Annotated in this window: 20 protein-coding genes and 2 pseudogenes; 7 read left to right on the forward strand and 15 right to left on the reverse strand. The window is 67.3% G+C overall.

Annotated features, from left to right (window positions below; all coding sequences use genetic code 11):
- The first annotated feature begins 16 nt into the window (after positions 1–16).
- Together AAIO73_RS13700 and AAIO73_RS13705 are read left to right on the forward strand one after the other, a co-directional pair.
- A complete protein-coding gene (locus AAIO73_RS13700) occupies positions 17–2,329 on the forward strand; it encodes an alpha-N-acetylglucosaminidase (protein WP_345878760.1) in 2,313 nt (770 codons plus the stop codon).
- Positions 2,326–3,450: an acyltransferase family protein gene (locus AAIO73_RS13705; RefSeq protein ID WP_345878761.1), complete on the forward strand. Its 1,125-nt coding sequence runs from the start codon at positions 2,326–2,328 to the stop codon at positions 3,448–3,450. Before AAIO73_RS13700 ends, AAIO73_RS13705 begins: the two co-directional genes overlap by 4 nt.
- Before the next feature lie 418 nt (positions 3,451–3,868).
- Here the strand turns inward: AAIO73_RS13705 and AAIO73_RS13710 are convergent, their stop codons facing one another.
- The 4 genes and pseudogenes from AAIO73_RS13710 to adh form a co-directional block, all read right to left on the reverse strand.
- Positions 3,869–4,006 carry a hypothetical protein gene (locus AAIO73_RS13710; RefSeq protein WP_345878762.1) on the reverse strand — a complete coding sequence of 46 codons (138 nt, stop codon included), beginning with the start codon at positions 4,004–4,006 and terminating at the stop codon, positions 3,869–3,871.
- 89 nt (positions 4,007–4,095) lie between these two features.
- Positions 4,096–4,501: pseudogene (locus AAIO73_RS13715) on the reverse strand (propionyl-CoA--succinate CoA transferase); the annotation flags it as partial.
- Positions 4,502–4,551: 50 nt separating this feature from the next.
- Entirely contained in the window at positions 4,552–5,583 is a 1,032-nt protein-coding gene (gene adhP, locus AAIO73_RS13720) for an alcohol dehydrogenase AdhP (RefSeq protein WP_345878763.1), read from the reverse strand.
- A 68-nt stretch (positions 5,584–5,651) separates the two neighbouring features.
- Entirely contained in the window at positions 5,652–7,163 is a 1,512-nt protein-coding gene (gene adh, locus AAIO73_RS13725) for an aldehyde dehydrogenase (RefSeq protein WP_345878764.1), read from the reverse strand.
- Positions 7,164–7,348: 185 nt separating this feature from the next.
- Here adh and AAIO73_RS13730 point away from each other — a divergent pair, with 185 nt between their 5' ends.
- Both AAIO73_RS13730 and AAIO73_RS13735 read left to right on the forward strand, forming a co-directional pair.
- Positions 7,349–8,386, forward strand: coding sequence for a sigma-54-dependent Fis family transcriptional regulator (locus AAIO73_RS13730; RefSeq protein WP_345878765.1), 1,038 nt, complete (start codon positions 7,349–7,351; stop codon positions 8,384–8,386).
- 65 nt (positions 8,387–8,451) lie between these two features.
- The gene (locus AAIO73_RS13735) at positions 8,452–8,988 is read left to right on the forward strand and encodes a hypothetical protein (protein WP_345878766.1); all 537 of its coding nucleotides are present in this window, start codon (positions 8,452–8,454) and stop codon (positions 8,986–8,988) included.
- On the opposite strand, the gene AAIO73_RS13740 is transcribed toward AAIO73_RS13735, so the two are convergent.
- The 4 genes from AAIO73_RS13740 to AAIO73_RS13755 are packed head-to-tail and all read right to left on the reverse strand — an operon-like array spanning position 8,985 to position 12,604.
- Positions 8,985–9,695: a Crp/Fnr family transcriptional regulator gene (locus AAIO73_RS13740; RefSeq protein ID WP_345878767.1), complete on the reverse strand. Its 711-nt coding sequence runs from the start codon at positions 9,693–9,695 to the stop codon at positions 8,985–8,987. The genes AAIO73_RS13735 and AAIO73_RS13740 overlap by 4 nt on opposite strands.
- 57 nt (positions 9,696–9,752) lie before the next feature.
- A complete protein-coding gene (gene cydX / locus AAIO73_RS13745) occupies positions 9,753–9,869 on the reverse strand; it encodes a cytochrome bd-I oxidase subunit CydX (RefSeq protein WP_028966425.1) in 117 nt (38 codons plus the stop codon).
- Between the two features lie 14 nt (positions 9,870–9,883).
- The gene (gene cydB, locus AAIO73_RS13750) at positions 9,884–11,023 is read right to left on the reverse strand and encodes a cytochrome d ubiquinol oxidase subunit II (RefSeq protein ID WP_345878768.1); all 1,140 of its coding nucleotides are present in this window, start codon (positions 11,021–11,023) and stop codon (positions 9,884–9,886) included.
- 12 nt (positions 11,024–11,035) lie between these two features.
- Positions 11,036–12,604, reverse strand: a complete 1,569-nt coding sequence (locus AAIO73_RS13755) for a cytochrome ubiquinol oxidase subunit I (RefSeq protein WP_345878769.1) — start codon at positions 12,602–12,604, stop codon at positions 11,036–11,038.
- Between the two features lie 124 nt (positions 12,605–12,728).
- Between AAIO73_RS13755 and cydD the strand changes: the two genes are divergently transcribed.
- Both cydD and AAIO73_RS13765 read left to right on the forward strand, forming a co-directional pair.
- Positions 12,729–14,375, forward strand: a complete 1,647-nt coding sequence (gene cydD / locus AAIO73_RS13760; protein ID WP_345878770.1) for a thiol reductant ABC exporter subunit CydD — start codon at positions 12,729–12,731, stop codon at positions 14,373–14,375.
- A complete protein-coding gene (locus tag AAIO73_RS13765) occupies positions 14,357–15,955 on the forward strand; it encodes an amino acid ABC transporter ATP-binding/permease protein (protein ID WP_345878771.1) in 1,599 nt (532 codons plus the stop codon). The genes cydD and AAIO73_RS13765 overlap by 19 nt, the downstream gene beginning before the upstream one ends.
- Here the strand turns inward: AAIO73_RS13765 and AAIO73_RS13770 are convergent.
- Both AAIO73_RS13770 and AAIO73_RS13775 read right to left on the reverse strand, forming a co-directional pair.
- Entirely contained in the window at positions 15,952–16,074 is a 123-nt protein-coding gene (locus tag AAIO73_RS13770; protein ID WP_345878772.1) for a hypothetical protein, read from the reverse strand. The two genes, AAIO73_RS13765 and AAIO73_RS13770, sit on opposite strands and share 4 nt — an antisense overlap.
- Before the next feature lie 223 nt (positions 16,075–16,297).
- Positions 16,298–16,435, reverse strand: a pseudogene (locus AAIO73_RS13775) (Crp/Fnr family transcriptional regulator); the annotation flags it as partial.
- Between AAIO73_RS13775 and AAIO73_RS13780 the strand changes: the two are divergent.
- Positions 16,388–16,558: a hypothetical protein gene (locus AAIO73_RS13780; protein WP_345878773.1), complete on the forward strand. Its 171-nt coding sequence runs from the start codon at positions 16,388–16,390 to the stop codon at positions 16,556–16,558. The pseudogene AAIO73_RS13775 and the gene AAIO73_RS13780 overlap by 48 nt on opposite strands.
- On the opposite strand, the gene hemN is transcribed toward AAIO73_RS13780, so the two are convergent.
- The 5 genes from hemN to AAIO73_RS13805 all read right to left on the reverse strand — a co-directional run bounded on the left by hemN (position 16,542) and on the right by AAIO73_RS13805 (position 21,875).
- Positions 16,542–17,864 (reverse strand): oxygen-independent coproporphyrinogen III oxidase, encoded by a 1,323-nt coding sequence (gene hemN, locus AAIO73_RS13785; protein ID WP_345878774.1) that lies wholly within the window; start codon positions 17,862–17,864, stop codon positions 16,542–16,544. The two genes, AAIO73_RS13780 and hemN, sit on opposite strands and share 17 nt — an antisense overlap.
- Before the next feature lie 409 nt (positions 17,865–18,273).
- Positions 18,274–19,197 carry a tellurite resistance TerB family protein gene (locus AAIO73_RS13790; RefSeq protein ID WP_345878775.1) on the reverse strand — a complete coding sequence of 308 codons (924 nt, stop codon included), beginning with the start codon at positions 19,195–19,197 and terminating at the stop codon, positions 18,274–18,276.
- The gene (locus AAIO73_RS13795; RefSeq protein WP_345878776.1) at positions 19,190–19,615 is read right to left on the reverse strand and encodes a hypothetical protein; all 426 of its coding nucleotides are present in this window, start codon (positions 19,613–19,615) and stop codon (positions 19,190–19,192) included. The genes AAIO73_RS13790 and AAIO73_RS13795 overlap by 8 nt, the downstream gene beginning before the upstream one ends.
- Entirely contained in the window at positions 19,612–21,114 is a 1,503-nt protein-coding gene (locus AAIO73_RS13800) for a DUF2779 domain-containing protein (protein ID WP_345878777.1), read from the reverse strand. The genes AAIO73_RS13795 and AAIO73_RS13800 overlap by 4 nt, the downstream gene beginning before the upstream one ends.
- Before the next feature lie 11 nt (positions 21,115–21,125).
- Positions 21,126–21,875 (reverse strand): PGN_0703 family putative restriction endonuclease, encoded by a 750-nt coding sequence (locus tag AAIO73_RS13805; protein WP_345878778.1) that lies wholly within the window; start codon positions 21,873–21,875, stop codon positions 21,126–21,128.
- Positions 21,876–21,879: the final 4 nt, after the last annotated feature.

A 21,879-nucleotide genomic window follows, 5' to 3' on the forward strand; every position in this document is an offset into this window, starting at 1 on the left:
CCGGCGGGGGTGTGCGATGACGATTTCGAGGACGCTGTTCTGGGCCGGGGCGATGGTGCTGGCCGGGATCGCCACTCCCCTTTCCGCCCGCCCCGCCCTGACGGACCCCGCGCTGAAGGCCGAACTGACCGGCGTCGCGGCGGCACGGGCGGCGCTCGCCCGGTTGCGGCTCGCACCCGAACGGCTCGTGCTGACGCTGACCCCCGGTACCGATCCGGCCTATAGCATCACCGCCGATGGTCGCCGCACCCGCATCGACGCGACCTCGCCGGTGGCGCTGGTGCGTGGCACCTATAGCTATTGGAACGCGGCGGGCGCGGCGTCGCTCAGTTGGGAGGGCGACCGGATCGCGCTGCCCGCGCGGCTGCCACAGGGCACGACCGGACCGGTAATGTCGCCCTTCGCGCACCGCGTGTATCTGAACACCTGCACCTATGGCTACACCACGCCCTTCTGGGGTTGGGCGCGCTGGGAACGCGAGATCGACTGGATGGCGGCGCAGGGCGTCGACATGCCGCTGGCGATGGAGGGGCAGGAATATATCTGGCGCGCGCTGTGGCGGGAGAACGGCCTGTCCGATGCCGCGATCGCCGCGTCGATGTCCGGTCCCGCCTTTCTCCCGTGGCAGCGCATGGGCAATATCGAGGGGTATCGCGGCCCGTTGTCGGCCAACTGGATCGACGACAAGCACGCGCTGCAACGCCGTATCCTGTCGCGGATGCGTGCGCTTGGCATGACGCCGGTGCTGCCCGCCTTTGCCGGCTATGTGCCCAAGGCGTTCGCCGACGCCCATCCCAAGGCGCGGATCTACAAGATGCGGGCATGGGAAGGGTTCAACGCCACCTATTGGCTCGACCCGTCCGATCCGCTGTTCGCGGTGCTGGCGAAGCGGTTCATCGACCTCTACACCCGCGAATATGGCCCGGGGCAATATTACCTAGCCGACGCCTTCAACGAAATGGTGCCGCCGATCGCCGAGGACGGCAGCGACGCCGCCAGCGCGGTGTATGGCGACAGCATCGCCAACACCGCCGCCGCGCGCGCCGCGGCCTTGCCACCCGAAGTCCGCGCCGCGCGGCTCGCCGCCTATGGCGAACGGCTGTACCGTTCGATCGCCGATGCCGCGCCGGGCGCGACCTGGGTCATGCAGGGCTGGCTGTTCGGCGCGGACAAGCATTTCTGGACGCCCGACGCCATCGCCGCCTTCCTGTCGAAGGTGCCGGACCAGCGGATGCTGCTGCTCGATATCGGCAACGATCGCTATCCCGGCATCTGGCACGATACCAACGCATTCGACGGCAAGAACTGGGTCTATGGCTATGTCCATAATTACGGCGGGTCGAACCCGGTTTATGGCGATCTCGATTTCTATCGCCGCGATCTGGCGGCGCTCGCCGCCGATGGGGGTAAGGGGCGGCTGACCGGGTTCGGCATGTTCCCCGAAGGATTGCACAATAATTCTATCGTCTACGCCAACAGCTATGATCTGGCATGGAATCGCGGCGGCGCATCGATCGCCGGCTGGCTGCACGACTATGCAGCGGCACGCTATGGTTCGGCGAACCCGGCGATCGATGCCGCCTGGGCCGACATCGCGAAGGGCGCCTATAGCAGCCGTTACTGGACGCCGCGCTGGTGGGAGAGCAAGGCCGGCGCCTATCTGTTCTTCAAGCGTCCGACCGAGGCGGCGACCGCTTGGCCGGCATCGCCGGGCGACCCGGCGGCGTTGCGCGCCGGGATCGACCGGTTGCTGGGTCAGGCACCGCAACTGCACGGGGAGGCGCTCTATCGCTACGATCTGGTCGACTTCACCCGCCATTACGCACTGCTTCGGCTCGACGCGCGGGTGAAGCGGGCGGTGACCGCCTATGCTGCGGGCGACGTCGCCGACGGCGACCGGGCGGCAGCGGGGATCGCGCCGCTGGCGCGGGCCGTCGACCTGCTGCTCGGCAACCAGCAGGAGACGCTGTCGAGCTGGATCGACATGGCCCGCGCCTATGCCCGGACCCCCACCGACGCGCGCGATTTCGTCGCCAATGCCAAGGCGCAGGTGACGGTCTGGGGTGGTGACGGCAATCTCGCCGATTATGCGTCGAAGGCGTGGCAGGGCATGGTCGCCGATTTCTACCTGCCGCGCTGGCAACGCTTTCTCCAGGACCGTCGCGCCGCCGCCGTCACCGGCAAGCCGTTCGACGATGCCGCCTTCCGCACCGCGATGAAGGCATGGGAACGCGACTGGGTGCATGACAAAAAGGTCTATCGCCGCACGCGCCCGCGTGACGTTATCGCACAGGCGCGCACGGTATTGGTACTGGCAGACGCCGAATGAGCGCACCCGGCCGCGCGCGCTTCGTCTCGCTCGACATGTTCCGAGGCGCGACGATCTTCTTGATGATCGTCGTCAACACCGCCGGGCCGGGCGCCGCGCCCTTCGCGCAACTGAGCCATGCACCATGGTTCGGCTTTACTCTGGCCGACCTGATCTTCCCGACCTTCCTGTTCGCGGTGGGCAATGCGATGAGCTTCGCGCTGCGGCCCGACCTTGCCGCCCGCGCCTTTCTTACGCGCGTGGCGAAGCGGGCGGCGCTGATCTTCCTGCTCGGCTTTCTGATGTTCTGGTATCCGTTCGTGGCACCCGGACCCGATGGCGGCTTCGTGGCAAAGTCGCTTGGCGATGCGCGGATCCCCGGCGTGCTGCAACGGATCGCGCTCTGCTATCTGCTGGCCGCGCCGATCGCCCGCTATTGCTCGCCGCGCGCGGTATTGGTGATCTGTGCTGCGTTGCTCATCGGCTATTGGCTGATCCTGCTGGGGTTCAGTCCGGCGGGACAAGCGTATGCCCCGCTCGGCAATATCGGCACGACGATCGACCTGACCCTGTTCGGGCGCGATCATCTCTATCGCAAGATGGGCGGGTTCGATCCCGAAGGGCTGCTCGGTACGCTGCCGGCGACGGTCAACGTCCTTGCCGGCTTTCTGGTTGGCCGTCGGGTGCAACGGGCTGGCAACCATGCCCGGTCGGTCGCGGGGATCGCATTCGCTGGCGCGGGATCGATCGCGCTCCCGCTTCTCTGGTCGCCCTGGTTTCCGATCGGCAAGCGGCTGTGGACCGGGCCGTTCGCGTTGCTGACGATCGGCATCGACATGCTGTTGCTGGCCGGTTTCGTCTGGGCGATCGAGGTGCGCGGGGTTGCCGTCGGGCGGCGCTTCCTGACCATCCTCGGGCGCAATCCGCTCGCGATCTATATCTTCTCCGAACTGCTGGTCGTGACGCTGCAACTGGTGCCGGTACCGCCCTATGGCGGGCTGTACGACTGGATCGGCATCGCCGTCTTCCAGACGATTGCCCCCGGCCCGGTCGGGTCGCTGGCCTGCGCCATCTGCTACGCGCTGGTCTGCTGGACGTTTGGCTGGTGGCTAGACCGCCGCGGCTGGCTGCTCAAAGTCTAGGGGAGTGGACGCTGATCGGCGCCGCAGGATTGTGGCGACCGGAGTGACCATAGCGAGATGGTTACGGCGGCTTTCCGAAGCCGATAACGACCCGATTACGGCGCCCGGAAGACCCGCTCCTGTTCATCCCCAATGATGCGCCGCGGCATCCGCTCCTACTTATCGCCCTTCAGCATCAGCTTTAAGAACCAGTATGCATCACCCCGACCAATGCTGTGCGGGTGACTTCGGCGACTTCCTACGTAGTGGGTTCAGATGCCACTGGCTGCCGGAGACTACCGATTTTTCGGTTTCCCTCGCCCTAAGGGGAAGTGGTGCCCCACAGGGGACAAAGATGGGCACTCAGAACATTGGGAAATTTTTGTCCCAAGGACATGACTAACTCGAACGCTGCAGCATTCGGGCGTCCATCTAATAATCAGGCGGCATAACCGTCGCTTAACTCAGCATACATTCGGAATGGAGTCCGGTCCGGCCTGACCAGCACGCGCGGCGGCACGGCGGCCAGGTCGTTGGTGCGCAGGGCGAGGCGCAGTTCGGGGGTCAGGAGCGTCATGCCGCCACCTCCTGGGCTTGCGCCGCTGCATGCCGGGCGAGCAGACAGTCGGCGGCGTGTGACGGGGCCCCGGCCGCACGGAAGATCACGCGATTGCCTGACACCTCAGTGATCGTGGTGTCGAGCGGGCCGAGTACGCCTTCCCATGCCATCGGCGCGACTTGGCTGAGGTGCATTTCGAGATAGTCGACCTCGCCGCGATTGATCTTCTCGCGCGCGACCGGGTCGCCGCTATAGGGCAGACGCTGGGTGATGCCGTCGACCGCCGCAGTGCGCCGCGGAGGCACCGGTCCACAGATTGACGCGGAACGGCTGTTCCTCGGCATGCTCGGCCGCCATGCGCCGCGCCAAGGCTTGCGGCACCGTCTTGGGATAGCCGGAGCCGGTGAAGCCGCTGGTCGCCACCGTCTCGTCGGGGCGGATCAGGGCGGCGGCGGCGGTGTCGGCATCGGTGATACGGGAACGCAGGGTGGGGCAGGCGATACGATCGGTCATTGTCACTCCCAAGGCGGCGGGCGGGGCCGAAACCGCCGCCCGCCACGGTGTCACGCAGCGAGGTCGAGGACGATGCGGCCCTCGATCTGGCCCCGGCGCATCCGGTCGAACACTTGGTTGACCTCGGCGAGCGGCGCGGTGGCGACCGTGGCCTTGACCTTGCCGTCAGCGGCGAAGTCGAGCGACTCCTGCAGGTCGAGCCGGGTGCCAACGATCGATCCGCGCACGGTGATACCGTTCAGCACCAGCCCGAAGATGTTGAGCGGAAAGTCACCCGGCGGCAGGCCGTTGAGGGCGACGGTGCCGCCGCGCGCCATCATGCCCACGGCCTGCGCGAATGCCTTTTCGCTGACCGCCGTCACCAGGGCACCTTGCGCGCCGCCGCCGGTCTCGCGCTTGACCGCCTCGGCCGGATCGCCGTGTCGCGCATTGACGGTGATCTTCGCACCCAGCCGCCGGGCGAGGTCCAGCTTGGCGTCGTCGACATCGACCGCCGCGACGTTCAACCCCATGGCGACCGCATATTGCACCGCCATGTGACCCAGGCCGCCAATGCCGGAGATGACGACCGTATCGCCCGGCTTGGTATTGGTCATCTTCAGCCCCTTATAGACCGTCACCCCGGCGCACAGCACGGGCGCGATCTCGGTAAAGCCGATATTGGCAGGCAGATGGCCGACGAAATTGGGGTCGGCGATGACATAATCGGCAAAGCCGCCATTGACTGAATAGCCGGTGTTGAGCTGGCTCTCGCACAACGTCTCCCACCCGCCCAAGCAGTGCACGCAGTGGCCGCAGGCGGTATAGAGCCACGGCACGCCGACCCGGTCGCCCTCCTTGATGTGCTTGACGCCCTTGCCGACCGCCGAGACATAGCCGACGCCTTCATGCCCCGGAATGAAGGGCGGGTTGGGCTTGACCGGCCAGTCACCCTCGGCGGCGTGCAGGTCGGTGTGGCACACGCCAGAGGCCTGGATCGCGACCTGAATCAGGCCGTCGCTGACCTCCGGCACGGGGACTTCATCAATGCTGAGCGGTTCGCCGAATGCGCGGACGACGGCTGCCTTCATGGTCTTGGCCATGGATATTCTCCTCTCGGATGATGTTGGAGCGGGGATGAGTGCATGCGCCGACCCCGCCTTGATCGGGGTTAAAAGAAGCCGAGCTTTTTGGCCGAGTAGCTAACGAGCAGATTCTTGGTCTGCTGGTAGTGATCGAGCATCATCCGGTGCGTCTCGCGCCCGATGCCGGACCGCTTATAGCCGCCGAACGCCGCGTGTGCCGGATAGGCGTGGTAGCAGTTGGTCCACACCCGCCCCGCCTGGATCGCACGGCCCATGCGGTAGGCGCGGGTGCCGTCGCGCGTCCACACGCCCGCGCCCAGCCCGTACAGTGTGTCGTTGGCGATGCGCAGCGCCTCCTCATCGTCCTTGAAGGTCGCGACCGAGACGACGGGGCCGAAAATCTCCTCCTGAAAGACGCGCATTGTGTTGTTGCCGCTGAGTACCGTCGGCTTGACGTAATAGCCCTCCAGCCCCTCGGGCCGGTTGCGGGTGCCGCCGGTCAGCACCTTGGCCCCTTCGTCGCGGCCGATGTCGAAATAGCCGAGGATTTTCTCCATCTGCTCCTGCGACGCCTGTGCGCCGACCATGGTGGCGGGGTCGAGCGGGTCGCCCTGGATCATCGCCTCGACGCGGGCGACCGCCTTTTCCATGAAGCGGTCATAGATGGATTCGTGGACCAGCGCGCGGCTGGGGCAGGTGCAGACCTCACCCTGGTTGAGCGCGAACATGGCGAACCCCTCGATCGCCTTGTCGAGATAATCATCGTCCTCGGCAGCCACGTCGCCGAAAAAGATGTTGGGGCTTTTGCCACCCAGTTCCAGCGTCACCGGGATCAGGTTTTCCGCGGCATAGGACATGATGAGCTGTCCGGTGCCGGTCTCGCCGGTAAAGGCAATCTTGGCGATGCGCGGGTTCTGCGCCAACGGCTTGCCCGCCTCCACGCCGTATCCGTTGACGATGTTCAGCACGCCCTCGGGCAGCAGGTCGGCAATCAGTTCGGCCAGCACCATGATCGAGGCAGGGGTCTGCTCGGCGGGCTTCAGCACCACGCAATTGCCGGCCGCCAGCGCGGGCGCCAGTTTCCAGCAGGCCATCAGCAGCGGGAAGTTCCACGGGATGATTTGCCCCACCACGCCCAGCGGTTCATGGAAGTGATAGGCGACCGTGTCGTGGTCAATCTCCGAAATCCCGCCCTCCTGCGCGCGGATACAGCCCGCGAAATAACGGAAATGGTCGATGGCGAGCGGCAGGTCGGCGGCGGTCGTCTCGCGGATCGGCTTGCCATTGTCCCAGGTTTCGGCGGTTGCGAGCAGGGACAGGTTCTCTTCCATCCGGTCGGCGATGCGGTGGAGCATCAGCGCGCGTTCGGCGACGCTGGTGCGGCCCCAAGCGTCCTTGGCCTTGTGCGCGGCGTCGAGCGCCAGCTCGATATCGGCGGCCTGGCTGCGCGCGACCTGGCAGATGATCTGCCCATCGATGGGGGATCGGTTGTCGAACCAGCGTCCTTCGACCGGATCGACCCAGCGGCCGCCGATGAAGTTGGCATAGCGCTGTTTGAACGGCGCCGTGCGGGCCTTGATGGCTTGTTGGATCGTCATCGAACCTCTCCTTCGTTTGTTTGAACAAAGGCTCTGCCTGCAGCCCCTTGGGGGCAAGCCCGTCCGCGACAAAGCGTGTGGGTGAAGATGGACTTTCTGTGCCGCAAGCGTAGCATGTGTCGCAAGGCGCGACGCGAACGACGGGCCGGTGTCGCAAATCGCGACAGGTGGAGAAGGATGCGGCGATGGACGGCGCCGGTATAGAACAGGGGCGACGCGCCTATTTCGACCAAGGGCAACTGCCCCTCGAAACCGTGCGCCAGCCGGTGCTGCGATCTTGGCTGCGATGCACCGACATGGGGTTGGCGCAGGGACGGCTTATGGGCAGCGGGCCGCTGGCCGAAAGCGAACTCCGAGCGCTGCGCCAGCGACGCGAGTCGCTCCGCCGCCTATGCCGCCCGGAGCTGGAGATGCTGGCGGGCGAGGCGCGCGATACGGGCAGCGTCGTGATCCTGGCCGATGCGGATGGCATGATCCTCGACACGATCGGCGATACCGGCTTCCTGTCCCGCGCGGCGCAGGTGGCGCTGCGGCCCGGCGTCTCATGGACCGAGGCGAGCACCGGCACCAACGCGATCGGCACCGCGATCGCCGAGCGTCGCCCGATCGCGGTCCACGGCGCCGAGCATTTTTTTGCCGAACATGCGATGTTGAGCTGCGCGGCGACGCCGATCCTCGACCCGCGTGGCGCGATCGTCGGGGCGCTCGACATTTCGGGGCCATCGGCCATCGGCCATGGCCATGCGCTGGGGCTGATCCGGCTGGCGGTGGACCAGATCGAGCATCGGCTGTTTCGCGACCGGTTCGTCGATTGCGGCGTGCTGCGGATGCATGACGATGCCGCGATGCTGGGCACCGCGCGCGAGGGGATATTGGTGTTCCGCGACGAAAGGCTGGTCGCCGCCAACCGGCGCGGGCTGTCGCTGGTCGGGCGCAGCTGGGAGGCGCTGGACGATGCGGCGCTTGGTGAACTGGTCGACATGCAGGGGCAGGCGGCGCGGGGCCGATTGCGCCTGGCCAACGGCGCGACCCTGATCGGCGGCTGGGATGCCGAGGGGCGGGGCGGCGTCGAACTGCCCCCGGCCGCCCGCCCACTGGCCGACGAGCGGGCCGAGGCGATCGACGCGGCACTGGCGGCGCATGACGGCAATGTCTCGGCGGCGGCGCGGCAACTGAGCGTCCATCGCAGCACCATCCACCGGCACCTCGCCCGCCAGCACTGATTGACCATCGTCAATGCGGCGGCCGCGTTCCTTCGTCACCAGGAAGGCGAAGGAGAAGACCCGCCATGGATCGCAACCCATTTCAAGGCAGCGTCGTGCCGTTCGCGCGGCGCTGGCACAGCATCCAGGAAATCGACCTGATCCGCCTGCTTCAGGAGCATCGTCGTCGGCTGGCGCTGTGCGGGCAGGCGGAGGCGATGGCGGATGCCTTGCCCGATCGTCCCGTCGCCGCGACCATGACGCTGTTCCTGCAGGCGCTCGAAACGCTGGTGATGCGGGGCGAGCAGGCGGATGGCGTCTATCTAGAGGCGATGCTGTCCAACGGGCGGGCCGATCTGCTTACCGCCACGCTCCTCGACCATGTCCGCCACCGGCATGAGGCAGATGCGGCGGCGGCACGCGAGCTGGTCGCAGCCTTTGCCGAGGCGGATGCCTTCGCCGCGCCCGAGACGTTGGGCCATATGCTGCGCAGCTTCTTCACGGGATGTCGCCGCGCGGTTGATTTCGAGCAACTGGCCATCATTGCGCTCGCCGGACAGCGACTGACCCCGCAGGCGCGCGGCCTGCTGGTCGATGCGCTGGCGGAGAGTCTGGCGGCTTAGGCAGCCTCGGCGCGTGCCGCCAGCGCCTCGCGGTCGCTGATCGTGATGGCGCGGCCGCCGGGCAGGCCGATCACCCCGCTCTGCTTCATCCGGGTCAGCTGGCGGCTGACCGTCTCGATCGTCATACCCAGCACATCGGCGATCTGCCCGCGCGTCAGCGGCAGGTCGAACGTCACCGGCCCGTCGCGGCTGGCCCGGCACCCGCCGGTCCCGGCGCGCGCCGCCATGTCGAGCAGGAAGCCCGCCAGCTTTTCCCCCGCCGACTTGCGCGCCAGCACCAGCATCCGACCGCGCGCCTCGTTCAGCGATTCGAAGGTGCGCTGGAGCAACAGGCGCTCCATGCGCTGATGATCTTCCAGCACCCGCTCGAAGGCGGCGCGGGGAAAGACGCACAGCTCCGCCTCGGTCAGCGCGGTCAGGGTGAAGTCGACATCGCCCGCATAGGGCTGCCCGAAGAAATCGGCGGGGTAGAGCAGGCCGACCGTCTGCTCGCGGCCGTCGACGGTGGCAGCGACCAGCTTCAGCACGCCGGTCAGCAGGTTGCCGCAGATCACCGCCTCGTCGCCCGCCCAGGCGATGGTCTGGCCGCGCGCGACCCGGCGGCGCTGACCGATGGCGTTCAGGGTGAGCAGCTCCCGGTCGTCCAGGCTGCCGCACAAGGCCCGGTCGCGCACCGCGCAATCGGCACAGATGTCGTTCGGGATCATGGCCTTGCCCTATAGCGCGGCCATGCTCCCCTGTCGCCGGACGGATTGTCCTATCTGTCAGTGTCGCGGTGACACGTCATCCTCCTGCGGCAGATGGAATTCGTGCCAGATGCCGTTGAGGATGCCGAAGCCGATCGCGAGGCCGAGCCCCAGCACCCAGGAAAAATACCACATGAGTCGTTCCTTTCTCAGTAGAAGTCGGGATTGGTGCGCACCGCGTCCGCCGTCACGCGGCCGAACATCACCCGATAGGCCCAGGCGGTGTAGGCGAGCACGATCGGCAGGAAGACGAGCGTGACGAACAACATGATACCCAGCGTCTTCTGCGTGGACGAGGCGTTCCACACCGTCAGGCTGCTATGCGCGTCGATGCTGGACGGCAGGATGAAGGGGAACATCGCGCAGCCGACGGTGGCGATGATCCCCGTCGCGGCGAGCGACGACCCCGCAAAGGCCAGCACTTCGCGTCCGCTGCGGATACCGATCAGCGCCAGCGCGGCCCCGGCAAAGCCCAGCGCGGGCAGCGCCATCATCCACGGGTAGGTTGCATAATTGTCGAGCCATGCGCCGCCCGCTTGCTCCGCCGTCATGCGCAAGGGGTTGGACGGGCCGAGGGGATCGACCGTGCCGACGATCCGGTAGCCGATATCGCCCCATGCGACGAAGGCGAAGCCGACCGCGAAGAGCAGGATGGAGGCGATGGCCGCCACCGTGCCGAATGCCCTTGCCCGGTCGTGGACGGGACCATGCTCGACCTTGATAGACAGCCACGCCGCACCGTGCAGCACCAGCATCGCCACCGACAACAGCCCGCAGACCAGCGTGAAGGGCGTGAACAGCCCGAGCAGCGTCCCGTCGTAAAAGGCGCGCAGGTCGCTATCGAGGCGGAAGGGCGCGCCGAGCAGCACATTGCCGACCGCGACGCCGAAGACGAGCGCGGGCACCAGTCCCCCGACGAACAGCGCCCAGTCCCAGCGGCTGCGCCAGGCCGGATCCGGCTTTTTCGAGCGATACTTGAACCCCACCGGTCGCAGGATCAGCGCGGCCAGCACCAGGAACATAGCAAGGTAGAAGCCGGAAAAGCTGACCGCGTAGACGAATGGCCACGCCGCGAAGATCGCACCGCCGCCCAGGATGAACCAGACCTGGTTTCCCTCCCAGGTCGGCCCGATCGAGTTGATGACCATCCGCCGCTCGGCATCGGTTCGCGCGACGAAGGGCAGGAGCGCGGCGACGCCCAGGTCGAACCCGTCGGTCAGCGCGAAGCCGATCAGCAGCACACCCAGCAGCGCCCACCAGATCAGGCGCAATATCTCATAATCGAACATGTCCTGGCTCCTTCAGGCGGTGACGGGAATGGCGGCGGGGATCGGTCCGGGCGCGGGCTGGTCGTTCCGCTCCTCCGGGCCGTGCGCGATGGCGGCGAGGATCAGCCGGACCTCGATCACCGCCAGCACGCCGTAAAGCGCGGTAAAGCCCGCAAGCGTGGTCCACAGCGCGCCGCGCGATAGCGAACTGGTTGCCAGGAAGGTCGGCAACACGCCCTCGATCGCCCAAGGCTGGCGGCCCAACTCGGCGACGACCCAGCCCAGCTCGATCGCGATCCACGGCAACGGGATCGCCGCCACCGCGAGCCGGAGGAACCAGCGCGAATCCATGTGCATCCGCAGCGAACACAGAATGAAGGCGGTGGCGAACAGCGCGATCATCGCAAAGCCGATCGCCGCCATGATGCGGAAGCTCCAGAAGAGCAGGCCGACATTGGGCACCGTGTCCCAGGCCGCCGCCTCGATCTGTTGCGGCGTCGCGGTGCGCGGATCGGCCATCTGGCGCTTGAGCAGCAGGGCATAGCCCAGGTCGCGCTTGTGCGCCTCGAACCGGTTGCGCTCGCGCATGTCCTGCGGGTTCGCCTTCAACCGCTGAACCGCGTCATAGGCGATCACGCCCGAGGCGATCCGTTCCTGCGCCTTCAGCACCAGTTCGGACATGCCGGTGACGGTACCGTCCAGGCTGCGCGTAGCGATCAGGCCGAGCAGCCAAGGAATCTCGACCTTGTACCGCGTTTCGCGCGCGACGGTGTCGGGATAGCCGAACAGGGTCAGGCCCGAGGGACCAGGCTCGGTGTGCCAGACCGCCTCGATCGCGGCGAGCTTCATCTTCTGGTTGTCGGTCAGCGCATAGCCGCTCTCGTCGCCCAGCACGACGACCGACAGCGAGGAGGCGAGGCCAAACGCTGCCGCCACCGTCATCGACCGGCGCGCGACGGGCAGGAAGCGTCCCTTCAACAGCCAGAAGGCAGACACACCCAGCACCACGACCGAAGCGCAGACATAGCCCGCGCTGACGGTGTGGACGAACTTGGCTTGGGCGACCGGATTGAACAGCACCGCGCCGAAGTCCGTGACCTCCATGCGCATCGTATCGGGATTGAAGCTCGCGCCGACCGGATTCTGCATCCAACCATTGGCGATCAGGATCCACAGCGCCGACAAATTGGTGCCCAGCGCGACCATGAAGGTGACGATCAGATGGCCGAGCTTCGACAGACGGTCCCAGCCGAAGAACATCAGCCCGACGAACGTCGCCTCTAGGAAGAAGGCCATCAGCCCTTCGATCGCGAGCGGCGCACCGAAGATGTCGCCGACATAATGCGAGAAATAGGACCAGTTGGTGCCGAACTGGAACTCCATGGTCAGGCCGGTGGCGACGCCCAGCACGAAGTTGATGCCGAAGATCTTGCCCCAGAAGCGCGTGGTCACGCGCCATTCCGGGCGGTTGGTCATGACATAGACCGATTCCATGATGACCAGCATCATCGACAGGCCGAGCGTCAGCGGCACGAACAGGAAGTGATACAAGGCGGTCGCCGCGAATTGCAGTCGCGACAGGTCTACGACGCCGGGGTCCATGGCATGTCTCCATAAAAGGAGCCGCCCCCCGGCCCCTTGTCGAGGGACTCGCTAAGCTTGGCGCGCCGTGCCGACATTGACCGCGGTCAAAGACTATGGGAGCGGTCGGGGCGACCGTCGGGGCATGACGACGATCACTCATGCTCCCTCGACACCCAAGGCGCGCAACCGCTGGTTGAAGGATGCGACCGGACAGCGCGACGGCGTGACGGGGCTGTTGCTGCTCGATACCTTGGCGGCGATCGGCTTTGCGGCAGGGATCGCGGGCGGCGTGACGGCCGTGACGGGGCAGCGGGCGGTGCTGCCCTGGGCTGTGCTGATGCTAGGCATGGGAGCGTTGCGCGGGGTGTTCGCCACCCTGGCGTTGCGGCGGGGCGCGGGGAGGGCGGGGGCGGTCAAGCGCGCGCAGCGGCTTCGCGCCGTGGCCGCCACGCTGCGTCGCAAGCCCGGCACCCCGATCGACAGCGGCCTGCTCGCCAGCCAAGCCGTCGATGCGGTCGAGGCGCTGGACGGCTATGTCGCTCGCTTCCTGCCCGCGCGCCGGGCCGCCGCCATCGCGCCGATGCTGGTCCTCGCTGCGACCGCCTGTGCCAGTGGGGTGGCGGCAGTCATTCTCGCCGCCACCCTGTTGCCGTTCGTTGCCGCAATGATCTTGGCGGGCGGGGCGGCGGCGAACGAGTCGCGGCGGCAATTCGTCGCCCTTCACCGTCTGTCGGCCCGCTTCGCCGACCGGGTGCGCAGCTTGCCGGTCGTGCTGGCCTTCCGGGCCGAGACACGCGAGACCGAGGCGATCGCTGCGGCGGCGCAGGAACTGGCCGAGCGGACCATGCGGGTCCTGCGGGTGGCGTTCCTGTCCTCCGCCGCGCTGGAGTTCTTCGCGGCGCTGTCGGTCGCGCTGGTCGCGGTCTATTGTGGTTTCGCGCTGCTCGGCCTGCTGCCCTTCGTCGTGCCCGAGACGCTGACCCTCGCCCAAGCGTTTTTCGTGCTGGCGCTTGCGCCCGAATTCTACGCCTCGATGCGCCGCCTTGCGGCGGCCTATCACGACAAGCAGGCGGCGGAGACGGCGGCCGATACGCTGATGCCGCTGGCCGAACCGGCGCCTGTGCCCTTGGTTCGGGTAGCGGCTCCGCTGGTCCTGCGCAATGTCGCCATCCAGTATCCGGGCAGCGACGCCCCGGCCGTCTCGCATCTGTCGTTGCGGATCGAGGCGGGCGAGACGGTGGCGCTGCTCGGCCCGTCGGGCAGCGGCAAGACCAGTGTCCTGCACCTGCTGCTGGGCCTCGCGCCGCTATCGGCGGGAACGGTCGAGGCGGGCGGCGTCCCGCTGGTCTCGCTGGCGGGGCAGGCGAGCTGGGTGGGCCAGCATCCCCTGCTGATCGCGGGTACGATCCGCGACAATCTGACGCTCGCGTATCCCCACGCGGACGAACTGGCGATCCAGCGTGCGGTCGCGGCGGCGGGCTTGGGGCCGATGCTCGCTGCTTGGCCGGGTGGCCTCGACGCAACGCTCGATGCGCGGGGCAGCGGGCTGTCGGGGGGCGAGCGGCGACGGATCGCGCTCGCCCGCGCGCTGCTCTGCCCCGCACCCTTCCTGCTGCTCGACGAGCCGACCGCGCATCTCGACGCCGCCGCCGAAGCCGCACTGATCGCAACCATCGCGCGCGCCGCCAAAGGGCGCACGACGCTGATCGCCACCCATAGCCCCGCGCTGGCCGCCATCGCGAACCGCGTCGTTCATCTGGGACACACTGCATGCCACTCCACAGGCTGATCGTCGTCGAACGCTGGCGGGAACGCCGTCGCCTGCGACAGGCGGGGCTTTGTGCCGCGCTGGTTGCGATCGCGTCGGTGCTGCTACTCGCCTTGTCGGGCTGGTTCCTGACTGCCGCCGCGTTGGCGGGGGGCGCGGGGATCGTCGCGGCGCAGGCGTTCAACTATATGCTGCCCTCCGCCGCGATCCGGTTGCTGGCAATCGTGCGAACCGGGGCGCGCTATGGCGAGCGGCTCGCTAGCCATGGCGCGGCCTTTAGTGCGCTCGCTCGGCTGCGGCCTGCGCTCTATCGTGCGCTCTCGGCCGCGCCGCCCGCGATGGCGCTGGCGCTCGGGCGTGGCGAGGCGACCGCACGGCTGATCGGCGATGTTGATACGGTGGAATGGCGCTTCGTCCGCCTGTCGGGGCCTTGGGGCGTCGCGGCGGCGCTGACATCGGGCGCGGCGCTGACGCTGCTCGGCGGATGGTTGGCCATGGTGGCGACGCTGGCCTGTGTCGGGGGAGCGCTTGGGCTGGCGCGAGTCTGGGCGAACCGGCTGGAGGAACCCGGCCGCGCGGTGCAGCAGGCGATGGGCGCGCTGCGCGAGGAGTTGGCGACGATCGGCGGTGCGGCGGCGGAACTCCGCTGCTTCGCGCTGGAGGATTGGGCGGCCGCCCGGATCGTGGCGGCGACTGACCGGCTGGCCGAGGCGCAGGCGCGGCAGGCGGCGGTCGTAGCCCGGTTCGAGGCGCTGCACGCGATCAGCGTAGCGCTCGCGGCGGCATTGGCGCTGCTCCTGTCGGCGGACGCGGGCGCCCCGATCGCGGCGCTGGCAGCGCTGGCGGCGGCGATGACGGCCGACGCAACCGCGCCGATCCTCCGCGCGATGACCGAACGCGGACGGTTGCGCGAGGCGGAGGCGCGGCTGGAAACGCTGTTTGATGCGGCGAGGGAGCATCCGGTTGCGGACGGGGCGGGGGACGCGGACCTCTTGATCGACGGCACCCACTTCGCGCCCGGCAGCCGGATCGCCCTGACGGGGCCATCGGGCTGTGGCAAGACGAGTCTGGTCGAGGGATTGCTGGGCCTTCGTCCGCTGTCACCCGGCCGGATCATGATCGGGGGACGCGATGCCGCCTCCATCGCGCCTGAAACCCTGCGCGCTACCTTTGCCTGGGCGCCGCAGGACGCGGCGCTGATGGCGGGCACGGTTCGCGACAATCTGCGGCTGGCCGACGACCAGGCAAGCGACGACCAGCTGTGGCAGGCGTTGCACGACGCTGCGCTCGACGACGTGGTGCGCGCCTTGCCCGAGAGGCTGGATACCTGGCTGGGCGAGGATGGCGCGCGGCTGTCGGGCGGTGAGCGGCGGCGGCTGTTGCTGGCGCGGGCCTATCTGGCGGAAGCGTCCTGGTTGCTGCTCGACGAACCGGGCGAGGGGCTGGATGCGGTGGTGGCGGCGCAGGTCGCGCGGCGCCTGGACGCGCGGCTGAAGCCGACCGGGCAGGGCATGATCATGGTCAGCCATCGCCCGGCGCTGTCGGCCCTTTGTGATCGGCAATGGGTGGCCGACGCGGCAAGCCGCCGATCCGCCGCCTAACCCGCGATCCCGGCTAGTCGGACCCGGTCGAGCAGGCGCACGCCCCTCAGCCCGGATAGTGCGATCAGTCCGCCCTGCTGGAACGCGGTCATGTGACGGCTGACCGTCTCGACCGCCAAGGCCCAGCGCCTCCGCCATCGCAGCCCGTGACAGCGGCAGGCGGAATGCTTCGTCCTCTTCCACCTCACCCCTACGCGCCATGTCGAGCAGCAATGCGGCGACCCGCGCCTCGGCTCTTGCACGGGCCAGCATTGGCATCCAGGTCTCACCTCGGCCAGCGTCGCCATCGCTCAGCGCTGCGATCGTGTCGACGCAATGTTTGGCAAAGAGCGTGCCGACGAAATTGCCGGGATAGAGCAGCCCGACGATCTTAGCGCCGCCATTCGCCTCTACGCGCGACACCTTGAGCACGCCTGAGACGAGATTGGCCCAATGGCTGGCCGGATCGCCGCTCCCGCCGAATACCTGTCCGGCGCTCAACCGGCGGCGACGACCGATATCGTGAAGCGCGGCCAGCGCCGCGCCGCCCAGTCCGTCGCACAGCGCCATGTCACGCGCCGCATCGGTGGCGCAGCGCGGCGGCAGGTCAGACGGCATGACTGAAATGCGTGTCGTCCTCGCTGCGCCAGGCGTCGAAGGCGGCGGCAATGCTGCGGGCATAGGGCAGCGCGTCGGCGGTCAGGCGAAGGCGGTGGCCTTTCCATCGGAGCAGTCCGGCCTGCTCGAAGCGTGACAGCCGGGCATGAATGGCGTCCCGCTCCGGCAGGCCGTCCGTATCGGCGATTCCTTGGCACAGCACCCCCGCAATCGCCGCGCCCCGCCGCCGGTCGAGCGGCGTCCGGTGGATACCACGCGCGGTCGCGAATCGACCGGCGCTGATCGCCTGGTGCCAATCGCCCGCCTTCTTCGCGTTCTGAAGCAGGCGGTCGGGAAATTCGCTGATCGCGCTGGCACCCAGGCCGATCAGGATCTCGGCGGGATCGTCGGTGAAACCCTGGAAGTTGCGGCGCAGCGTGCCGTTTGCCGCCGCCTGTGCCAGCGGATCATGCGGTTTGGCGAAATGGTCGAAGCCGACTGCTCGGTAGCCCGCCGCCGTCAGCCGCTCATGCGCCGCTGCGGCCTGCGCGAAGCGCGCCGCCGCTCCGGGGAGTGCTGTCGCGTCGATCCGGCGCTGGCGCGGGATCAGGTGAGGGACATGCGCATAGCCAAAGACCGCCAGCCGCTCGGGCGCAAGTGCGATCGTTTCTTCCAGCGTGGCTTGAAGCGCTGCGTCGGTCTGTCCGGGCAGGCCGTACATCAGGTCGAAATTGATCGATCTGACCCCGCCCCCGCGCAACAGCGTGACGGCGCGGATGATGTCCTCGCGCGGCTGAATCCGGCCGATCGCCGCCTGGAGCATGGGATCGAAGGTCTGCACGCCCAGGCTAACCCGCGCGACGCCGGTCGCGGCTATGATGCTTGCCCAGTCCGGCGCGAAGCCGCGTGGATCGATTTCCAGTGATAGCGATGCGTCTTCACATGCAAAGGCCCCGCGCAGATGCGCGACCAGCGCCGCAAACGCGCTAGGCGAAATGGCATTGGGACTGCCCCCGCCAAAGGCAATCCGCCGGATCCGTCCTCGGCCCTCCAGGCGGGCGGCGACCATGTCAATCTCGGCATGCAGCCGGGTCAGATAGGCATCCAGCCGCGCGGAGCGGTTCGCCGCGCCGGTGTTGCAGCCGCAATACCAGCAGATTGCTCGGCAATAGGGGACATGCAGATAGAGCGACACGTCCGCGTTCGCATCGACTGCATCGAGCGTGGCGGCCATGTCGGCATGACCTACCCCGTCGCCAAACTCAGCGGCGGTGGGATAGCTGGTGTAGCGCGGCACGAGCCGGGCGAGCAGTTCGGGATGATAGGACCACATGGCGGATGCTATGCCCAGATCCTAAAGACGGGCCTTTGACCACGGTCAAACCAGCCTTTGTCAACGGTCCAGGCAGCCGGGGCGGTCCGCTCTCAATCGGTCCGTCTGTGCTCACACAGGAGATGAAAGGTGACCGCCATCATAACCACCGTCGTCCTGCTGGCACTCGCCGCGAGGGCATGATCGTGGAAAGCAGGTGAAGTCGCGACTGCCTGCGCAATCACGAGTTCTCAGATAGTCCTCTATGGGATCAGCCAAAACCCAGCGTTTCTGCCGGTTCTAGAATATGGTGCCCCACAGGGGACAAAGCTGGGCACTCAGATTGTTGGATAATTTCGGTGCGTCGTCAGTGATGGAGGTGCGATTTGGCGCTGCTTGGCCTCAGCTCTGCTTTCAGGGACAGCTTCCGTCAGGCCTCGTCACTGCTCGCCTTGGTTTGCTTCCCGCCTAGCGCATAGAGATTTCTCATTTTGTCTGGCAGGGTCTGCGCGACCGCTGCGACCGCATCCGTAGTCGCCGACCATGCACGGCTCGCACCGTCCCCAAGTCTGACGATCATTCCCGGCTCTGACTGTGCCATGACAACGGCGATAGCGTCGATCGCCAGGTCTTCGCGTTCGTCGATCCGTCCATCGGCCATCGCGATATCCCGCAGAAAGGCGGTCAGCGTTGCCGACATTGCGGTCGCGTTGCAATCAGGGTTGGCGGTCATGAACTTCGCCAGCTCGCCCGCGAGTTCTTTGATCGTTGCCTTGGCGATATTTGCCTGGAACACTGACAGCGCCTGTTCGACGTAGTCCCGATCCATGCCCCAATCGGCGACGAAGTGATCGACGATGGTCTCGATCTCGCGATCGTCGATCTCGCCGTCGATGGCGGCGACACGGATCGCCAGCCCGCCCATCAGGTCCAGCAGGGCAGCGCCGAGGACGTCGATGGGCGTGTTGATGAACTTGGGGATCGTGTCGACGCGTGATCCGGCATAGCGGCCGAACAGGCGCGTCACGCCGTAATAGGCGCCGGCCGACGTCACCGCCGCCGCCACGACCCATCCGACCGGCGTCGCCGCGGTGCCAAGGCCGATCAGCGCCATGAAGCCGGTCGGTGCGAAGAACGTGCTGGCGACCATCTTCGACGACGCCACTGCCGCGCCGGTCCCGCCCCAACTGCCGATATCCCAGACCTTCAGGACGTTGTTCTTCAGACGCAGCGATGTGTACGCCTCCTCACCGATGCCGAGGCGCAGCTTGAAGCGTACCGGATCCGCCACCACGCGATCGACGGAGGCGAACCGTTCCTTCAGCGTCAGGTCGGTTGCGCCACCCTCACGCATGTTGGGTCGCGGATGCGAAATGGCGCTCCAGCGCGCCCACCCGTGCTCGTAGCGGGGCATCCTTGAGGTCTGCGATCGCGCCGGCAGTCAGGCCGAAAGCCAGCAACAGCGGCGAAAGAAGCGGACCGAGCACCAGGCCGAGCAGCGGGATCGACGCGATCAGCGTGGAAACCACCGAAGCGACGATCACGCCGAAGGCGGTGTTCGGAAAGCGTTCGACCAGATCGAAGACGAAGGCGAGGATTCGTCGGCCGGCGTCGATGACACGACCACCGACCTCTATCGCCATCTCGAGCAGATCGTTCAGCAGCGCCTTTGCATCCGCCGACACCGACAGGCGGTCGATGCGGTCGCGAAGCACGCGCTTCGGCGGCATCGATTCCAGCACCAGCGAATTGGCATCGTCGTCCATCTTCATTTCTCCCCTCCGCACACATCATCATGAAGTTGCAGCCGCCGCGCCAGCACGATCATCGCCTCGGTATCCCGACCACAATAGGCGCGCAGTGCGGCATCCAGCGCCAGCCTGCGCTCCGGCGTGCAGCCCGCCGCGATCGCCTCCGCGTAAGCCTCCTGTGCGCTGCCGCCGTCCTTCACCTCGAGCGCGGCATAGTCCATCTCGGCGGCGATCGTCGGCAGCACGGCCTTGATCGACCAGCTGCCACGCTGGTCGCGGTGATACCAGTTCGCGCGGGTGACCGGCAGCAGATCGACGACGCGCGCCGCAATCGCGTTCAGCGCGTCGGCAAGGTCCGGGAACGCGGCGGCCAGTTCGTGGATGCGCCCCTTTTCGAAGCTGGCGTTGTAGCCGATGACCGCGCCGGTCGGCGGCACCATCTCGACCAGCGCCTCGGCGCACGCGCGCCGCGGATCACTTCCGTCGAGGCTCAGGAATTCGAGATGCGTGATGGTGCCGTCCGCAGTCTCGACGTGGGCCGAGAATTGGAACGGCACTTGGCTGTATGGTCGCGTGCCGATCCAGCGCGGAACAGCGAAACCAATCGTCTCGAAGTCTAGCCAGGTGCGCGGGAACGCCCAGCCGGCCATCGCTGCGCGGGCGCCCTTGACATCGTGATACACCTCGCCTGACACGGTTGCGCGATGGACCCGAGCGTGTACGGCATTGGTCAGCGCGGCGGGATCGACGGCCAGCAGATCGACGACACCCTGTTCGATCCAGCGCTTGCCGCCGCCATGCGGCAGCACGGACACGGGCCATTCCGGCACGGGCGGCAGCGCTGCGTGACAATAGCCGGCGAACTCGCACGGAAACGGCGCATCGCAATGGGCGCCCGGCGCGGTATCCGGTTCGGCACCGGCCAGCGTCGCCCGCGCGGCCGCGACGGTCTCGCCTCGACCGGCGATGATCGGCTCGGCCTTCGCCATCAGATCGGTATCGGCGAACAGGCCATCGTAATCGCCAGCGCGTTCGAGAGCGAAGCTGCTGTCGATATGTCGGATCGCCGCGCTGCTTATCAGCACACCGGCATTGCGCGCGACCCAGAGCTGGGTCGCGAGGTCGCCGACGTGATAGTCCTTGGCCTTGGTCGAGCTCTTCACCTCCGCCATGTGCCAGCCGCCTGCACCATCCGGCTCCAGCACATCGATGCGCACGAGGACGCCGTCGTGCTGAAGCGTTGCCTCGAAGATCGGTCGATTGTGTTCGCCATCAAGCAGCGCCTGCGTAGTGGCGAGCGCTGTTGCGAGGTCCGGCTCGGCCTCGACCATCACGCCGTCCGGCAGCAAGGAGCAGGCAATCGCGCCGACTTCGTGCCCGGTGACGAAGCGTGCTTCGGCACCTTCGTCCTGCTCGGCCAGCTCACGGCGATGCACCGACAGCCACAGCCGCTTGGGGCATTGCTCGAACATCGTGATCTTCGACTTGGAGAGGCCGAAGCGGCGCGGGCGATCGGTCATGGTCGTCCCCCTCATGCCTGAAAGCGCTCGATGAGCGCATTGGCGTGATCGCGGGTGTCGCCGGTCCAGCCTGCAAGCCATTCACGCCACGAACAGGCGGCGAACCGCACCTTGGCGCCCGCTAGCGCGGTGGCGAAATCGGCGATCTCGGCGCGATGCCGCTCGATCGCGGTGGCCGGAATGGCGGTAGTGCCTCGGTGCGTCGGTTCGGCGTAGAGGTAAAGCAGCACCGGCATTTTCTCCAGACGGCGCCCCTCCGTGACCAGACCGAAGGCGTGCTCGACCAGTTGCGCGGCATCGAGGTGGACATAGCGAGCATCGCCGGTGCGCAGGCGGTCGCGCATCGCCATGAACGGCGCCATCCGCTCGCCCCAGACGTCGCGATCATAGGCGTCGGACAGTTTGATCGACTTGGCGTCGCGGAACGGTTCGAACCGCTTGGACTCGACGCCGACCAACTGTGTCGCGGTTTCGACCGCCGCGTCGAGCCAAGGATGCCGCCCACCGCGCCATGGGAAACGCATCTGTCGCTCGACATCGACGCGAACTGCCGGCCAGTTGAGATCGGCGAGCGAAGGGAACGGTGGCAGGTCAGCCGGCCGTTCCAGAAACCAGCCGAACGCGTTGATCGCCAGCGCCGCGCTGCTCTCCGGACTGTCGAGCTTGCCGCTGTCGATCTCATTGCCGCCGGCCTTGCTGAGGGCTGCGCGGACCAGATCCTCTGGCACGCCGGACAGGAAGGTGGGCTGGCGAGTCATCATGATT

Source organism: Sphingomonas epibiotica, assembly GCF_039615155.1.
In the GTDB taxonomy this organism is placed as follows: Bacteria; Pseudomonadota; Alphaproteobacteria; order Sphingomonadales; family Sphingomonadaceae; genus Sphingomonas.

What these genes read in the sequence shown, in the direction of transcription:
- AAIO73_RS13700 (WP_345878760.1), top strand. Translation starts at nt 17, where the DNA reads ATGACGATTTCGAGGACGCTGTTCTGGGCCGGGGCGATGGTGCTGGCC.
- AAIO73_RS13705 (WP_345878761.1), top strand. Translation starts at nt 2,326, where the DNA reads ATGAGCGCACCCGGCCGCGCGCGCTTCGTCTCGCTCGACATGTTCCGA.
- AAIO73_RS13710 (WP_345878762.1), bottom strand. Translation starts at nt 4,006, where the DNA reads ATGACGCTCCTGACCCCCGAACTGCGCCTCGCCCTGCGCACCAACGAC.
- adhP (WP_345878763.1), bottom strand. Translation starts at nt 5,583, where the DNA reads ATGGCCAAGACCATGAAGGCAGCCGTCGTCCGCGCATTCGGCGAACCG.
- adh (WP_345878764.1), bottom strand. Translation starts at nt 7,163, where the DNA reads ATGACGATCCAACAAGCCATCAAGGCCCGCACGGCGCCGTTCAAACAG.
- AAIO73_RS13730 (WP_345878765.1), top strand. Translation starts at nt 7,349, where the DNA reads ATGGACGGCGCCGGTATAGAACAGGGGCGACGCGCCTATTTCGACCAA.
- AAIO73_RS13735 (WP_345878766.1), top strand. Translation starts at nt 8,452, where the DNA reads ATGGATCGCAACCCATTTCAAGGCAGCGTCGTGCCGTTCGCGCGGCGC.
- AAIO73_RS13740 (WP_345878767.1), bottom strand. Translation starts at nt 9,695, where the DNA reads ATGATCCCGAACGACATCTGTGCCGATTGCGCGGTGCGCGACCGGGCC.
- cydX (WP_028966425.1), bottom strand. Translation starts at nt 9,869, where the DNA reads ATGTGGTATTTTTCCTGGGTGCTGGGGCTCGGCCTCGCGATCGGCTTC.
- cydB (WP_345878768.1), bottom strand. Translation starts at nt 11,023, where the DNA reads ATGTTCGATTATGAGATATTGCGCCTGATCTGGTGGGCGCTGCTGGGT.
- AAIO73_RS13755 (WP_345878769.1), bottom strand. Translation starts at nt 12,604, where the DNA reads ATGGACCCCGGCGTCGTAGACCTGTCGCGACTGCAATTCGCGGCGACC.
- cydD (WP_345878770.1), top strand. Translation starts at nt 12,729, where the DNA reads ATGACGACGATCACTCATGCTCCCTCGACACCCAAGGCGCGCAACCGC.
- AAIO73_RS13765 (WP_345878771.1), top strand. Translation starts at nt 14,357, where the DNA reads ATGCCACTCCACAGGCTGATCGTCGTCGAACGCTGGCGGGAACGCCGT.
- AAIO73_RS13780 (WP_345878773.1), top strand. Translation starts at nt 16,388, where the DNA reads ATGGCTGGCCGGATCGCCGCTCCCGCCGAATACCTGTCCGGCGCTCAA.
- hemN (WP_345878774.1), bottom strand. Translation starts at nt 17,864, where the DNA reads ATGTGGTCCTATCATCCCGAACTGCTCGCCCGGCTCGTGCCGCGCTAC.
- AAIO73_RS13790 (WP_345878775.1), bottom strand. Translation starts at nt 19,197, where the DNA reads ATGCGTGAGGGTGGCGCAACCGACCTGACGCTGAAGGAACGGTTCGCC.
- AAIO73_RS13795 (WP_345878776.1), bottom strand. Translation starts at nt 19,615, where the DNA reads ATGAAGATGGACGACGATGCCAATTCGCTGGTGCTGGAATCGATGCCG.
- AAIO73_RS13800 (WP_345878777.1), bottom strand. Translation starts at nt 21,114, where the DNA reads ATGACCGATCGCCCGCGCCGCTTCGGCCTCTCCAAGTCGAAGATCACG.
- AAIO73_RS13805 (WP_345878778.1), bottom strand. Translation starts at nt 21,875, where the DNA reads ATGATGACTCGCCAGCCCACCTTCCTGTCCGGCGTGCCAGAGGATCTG.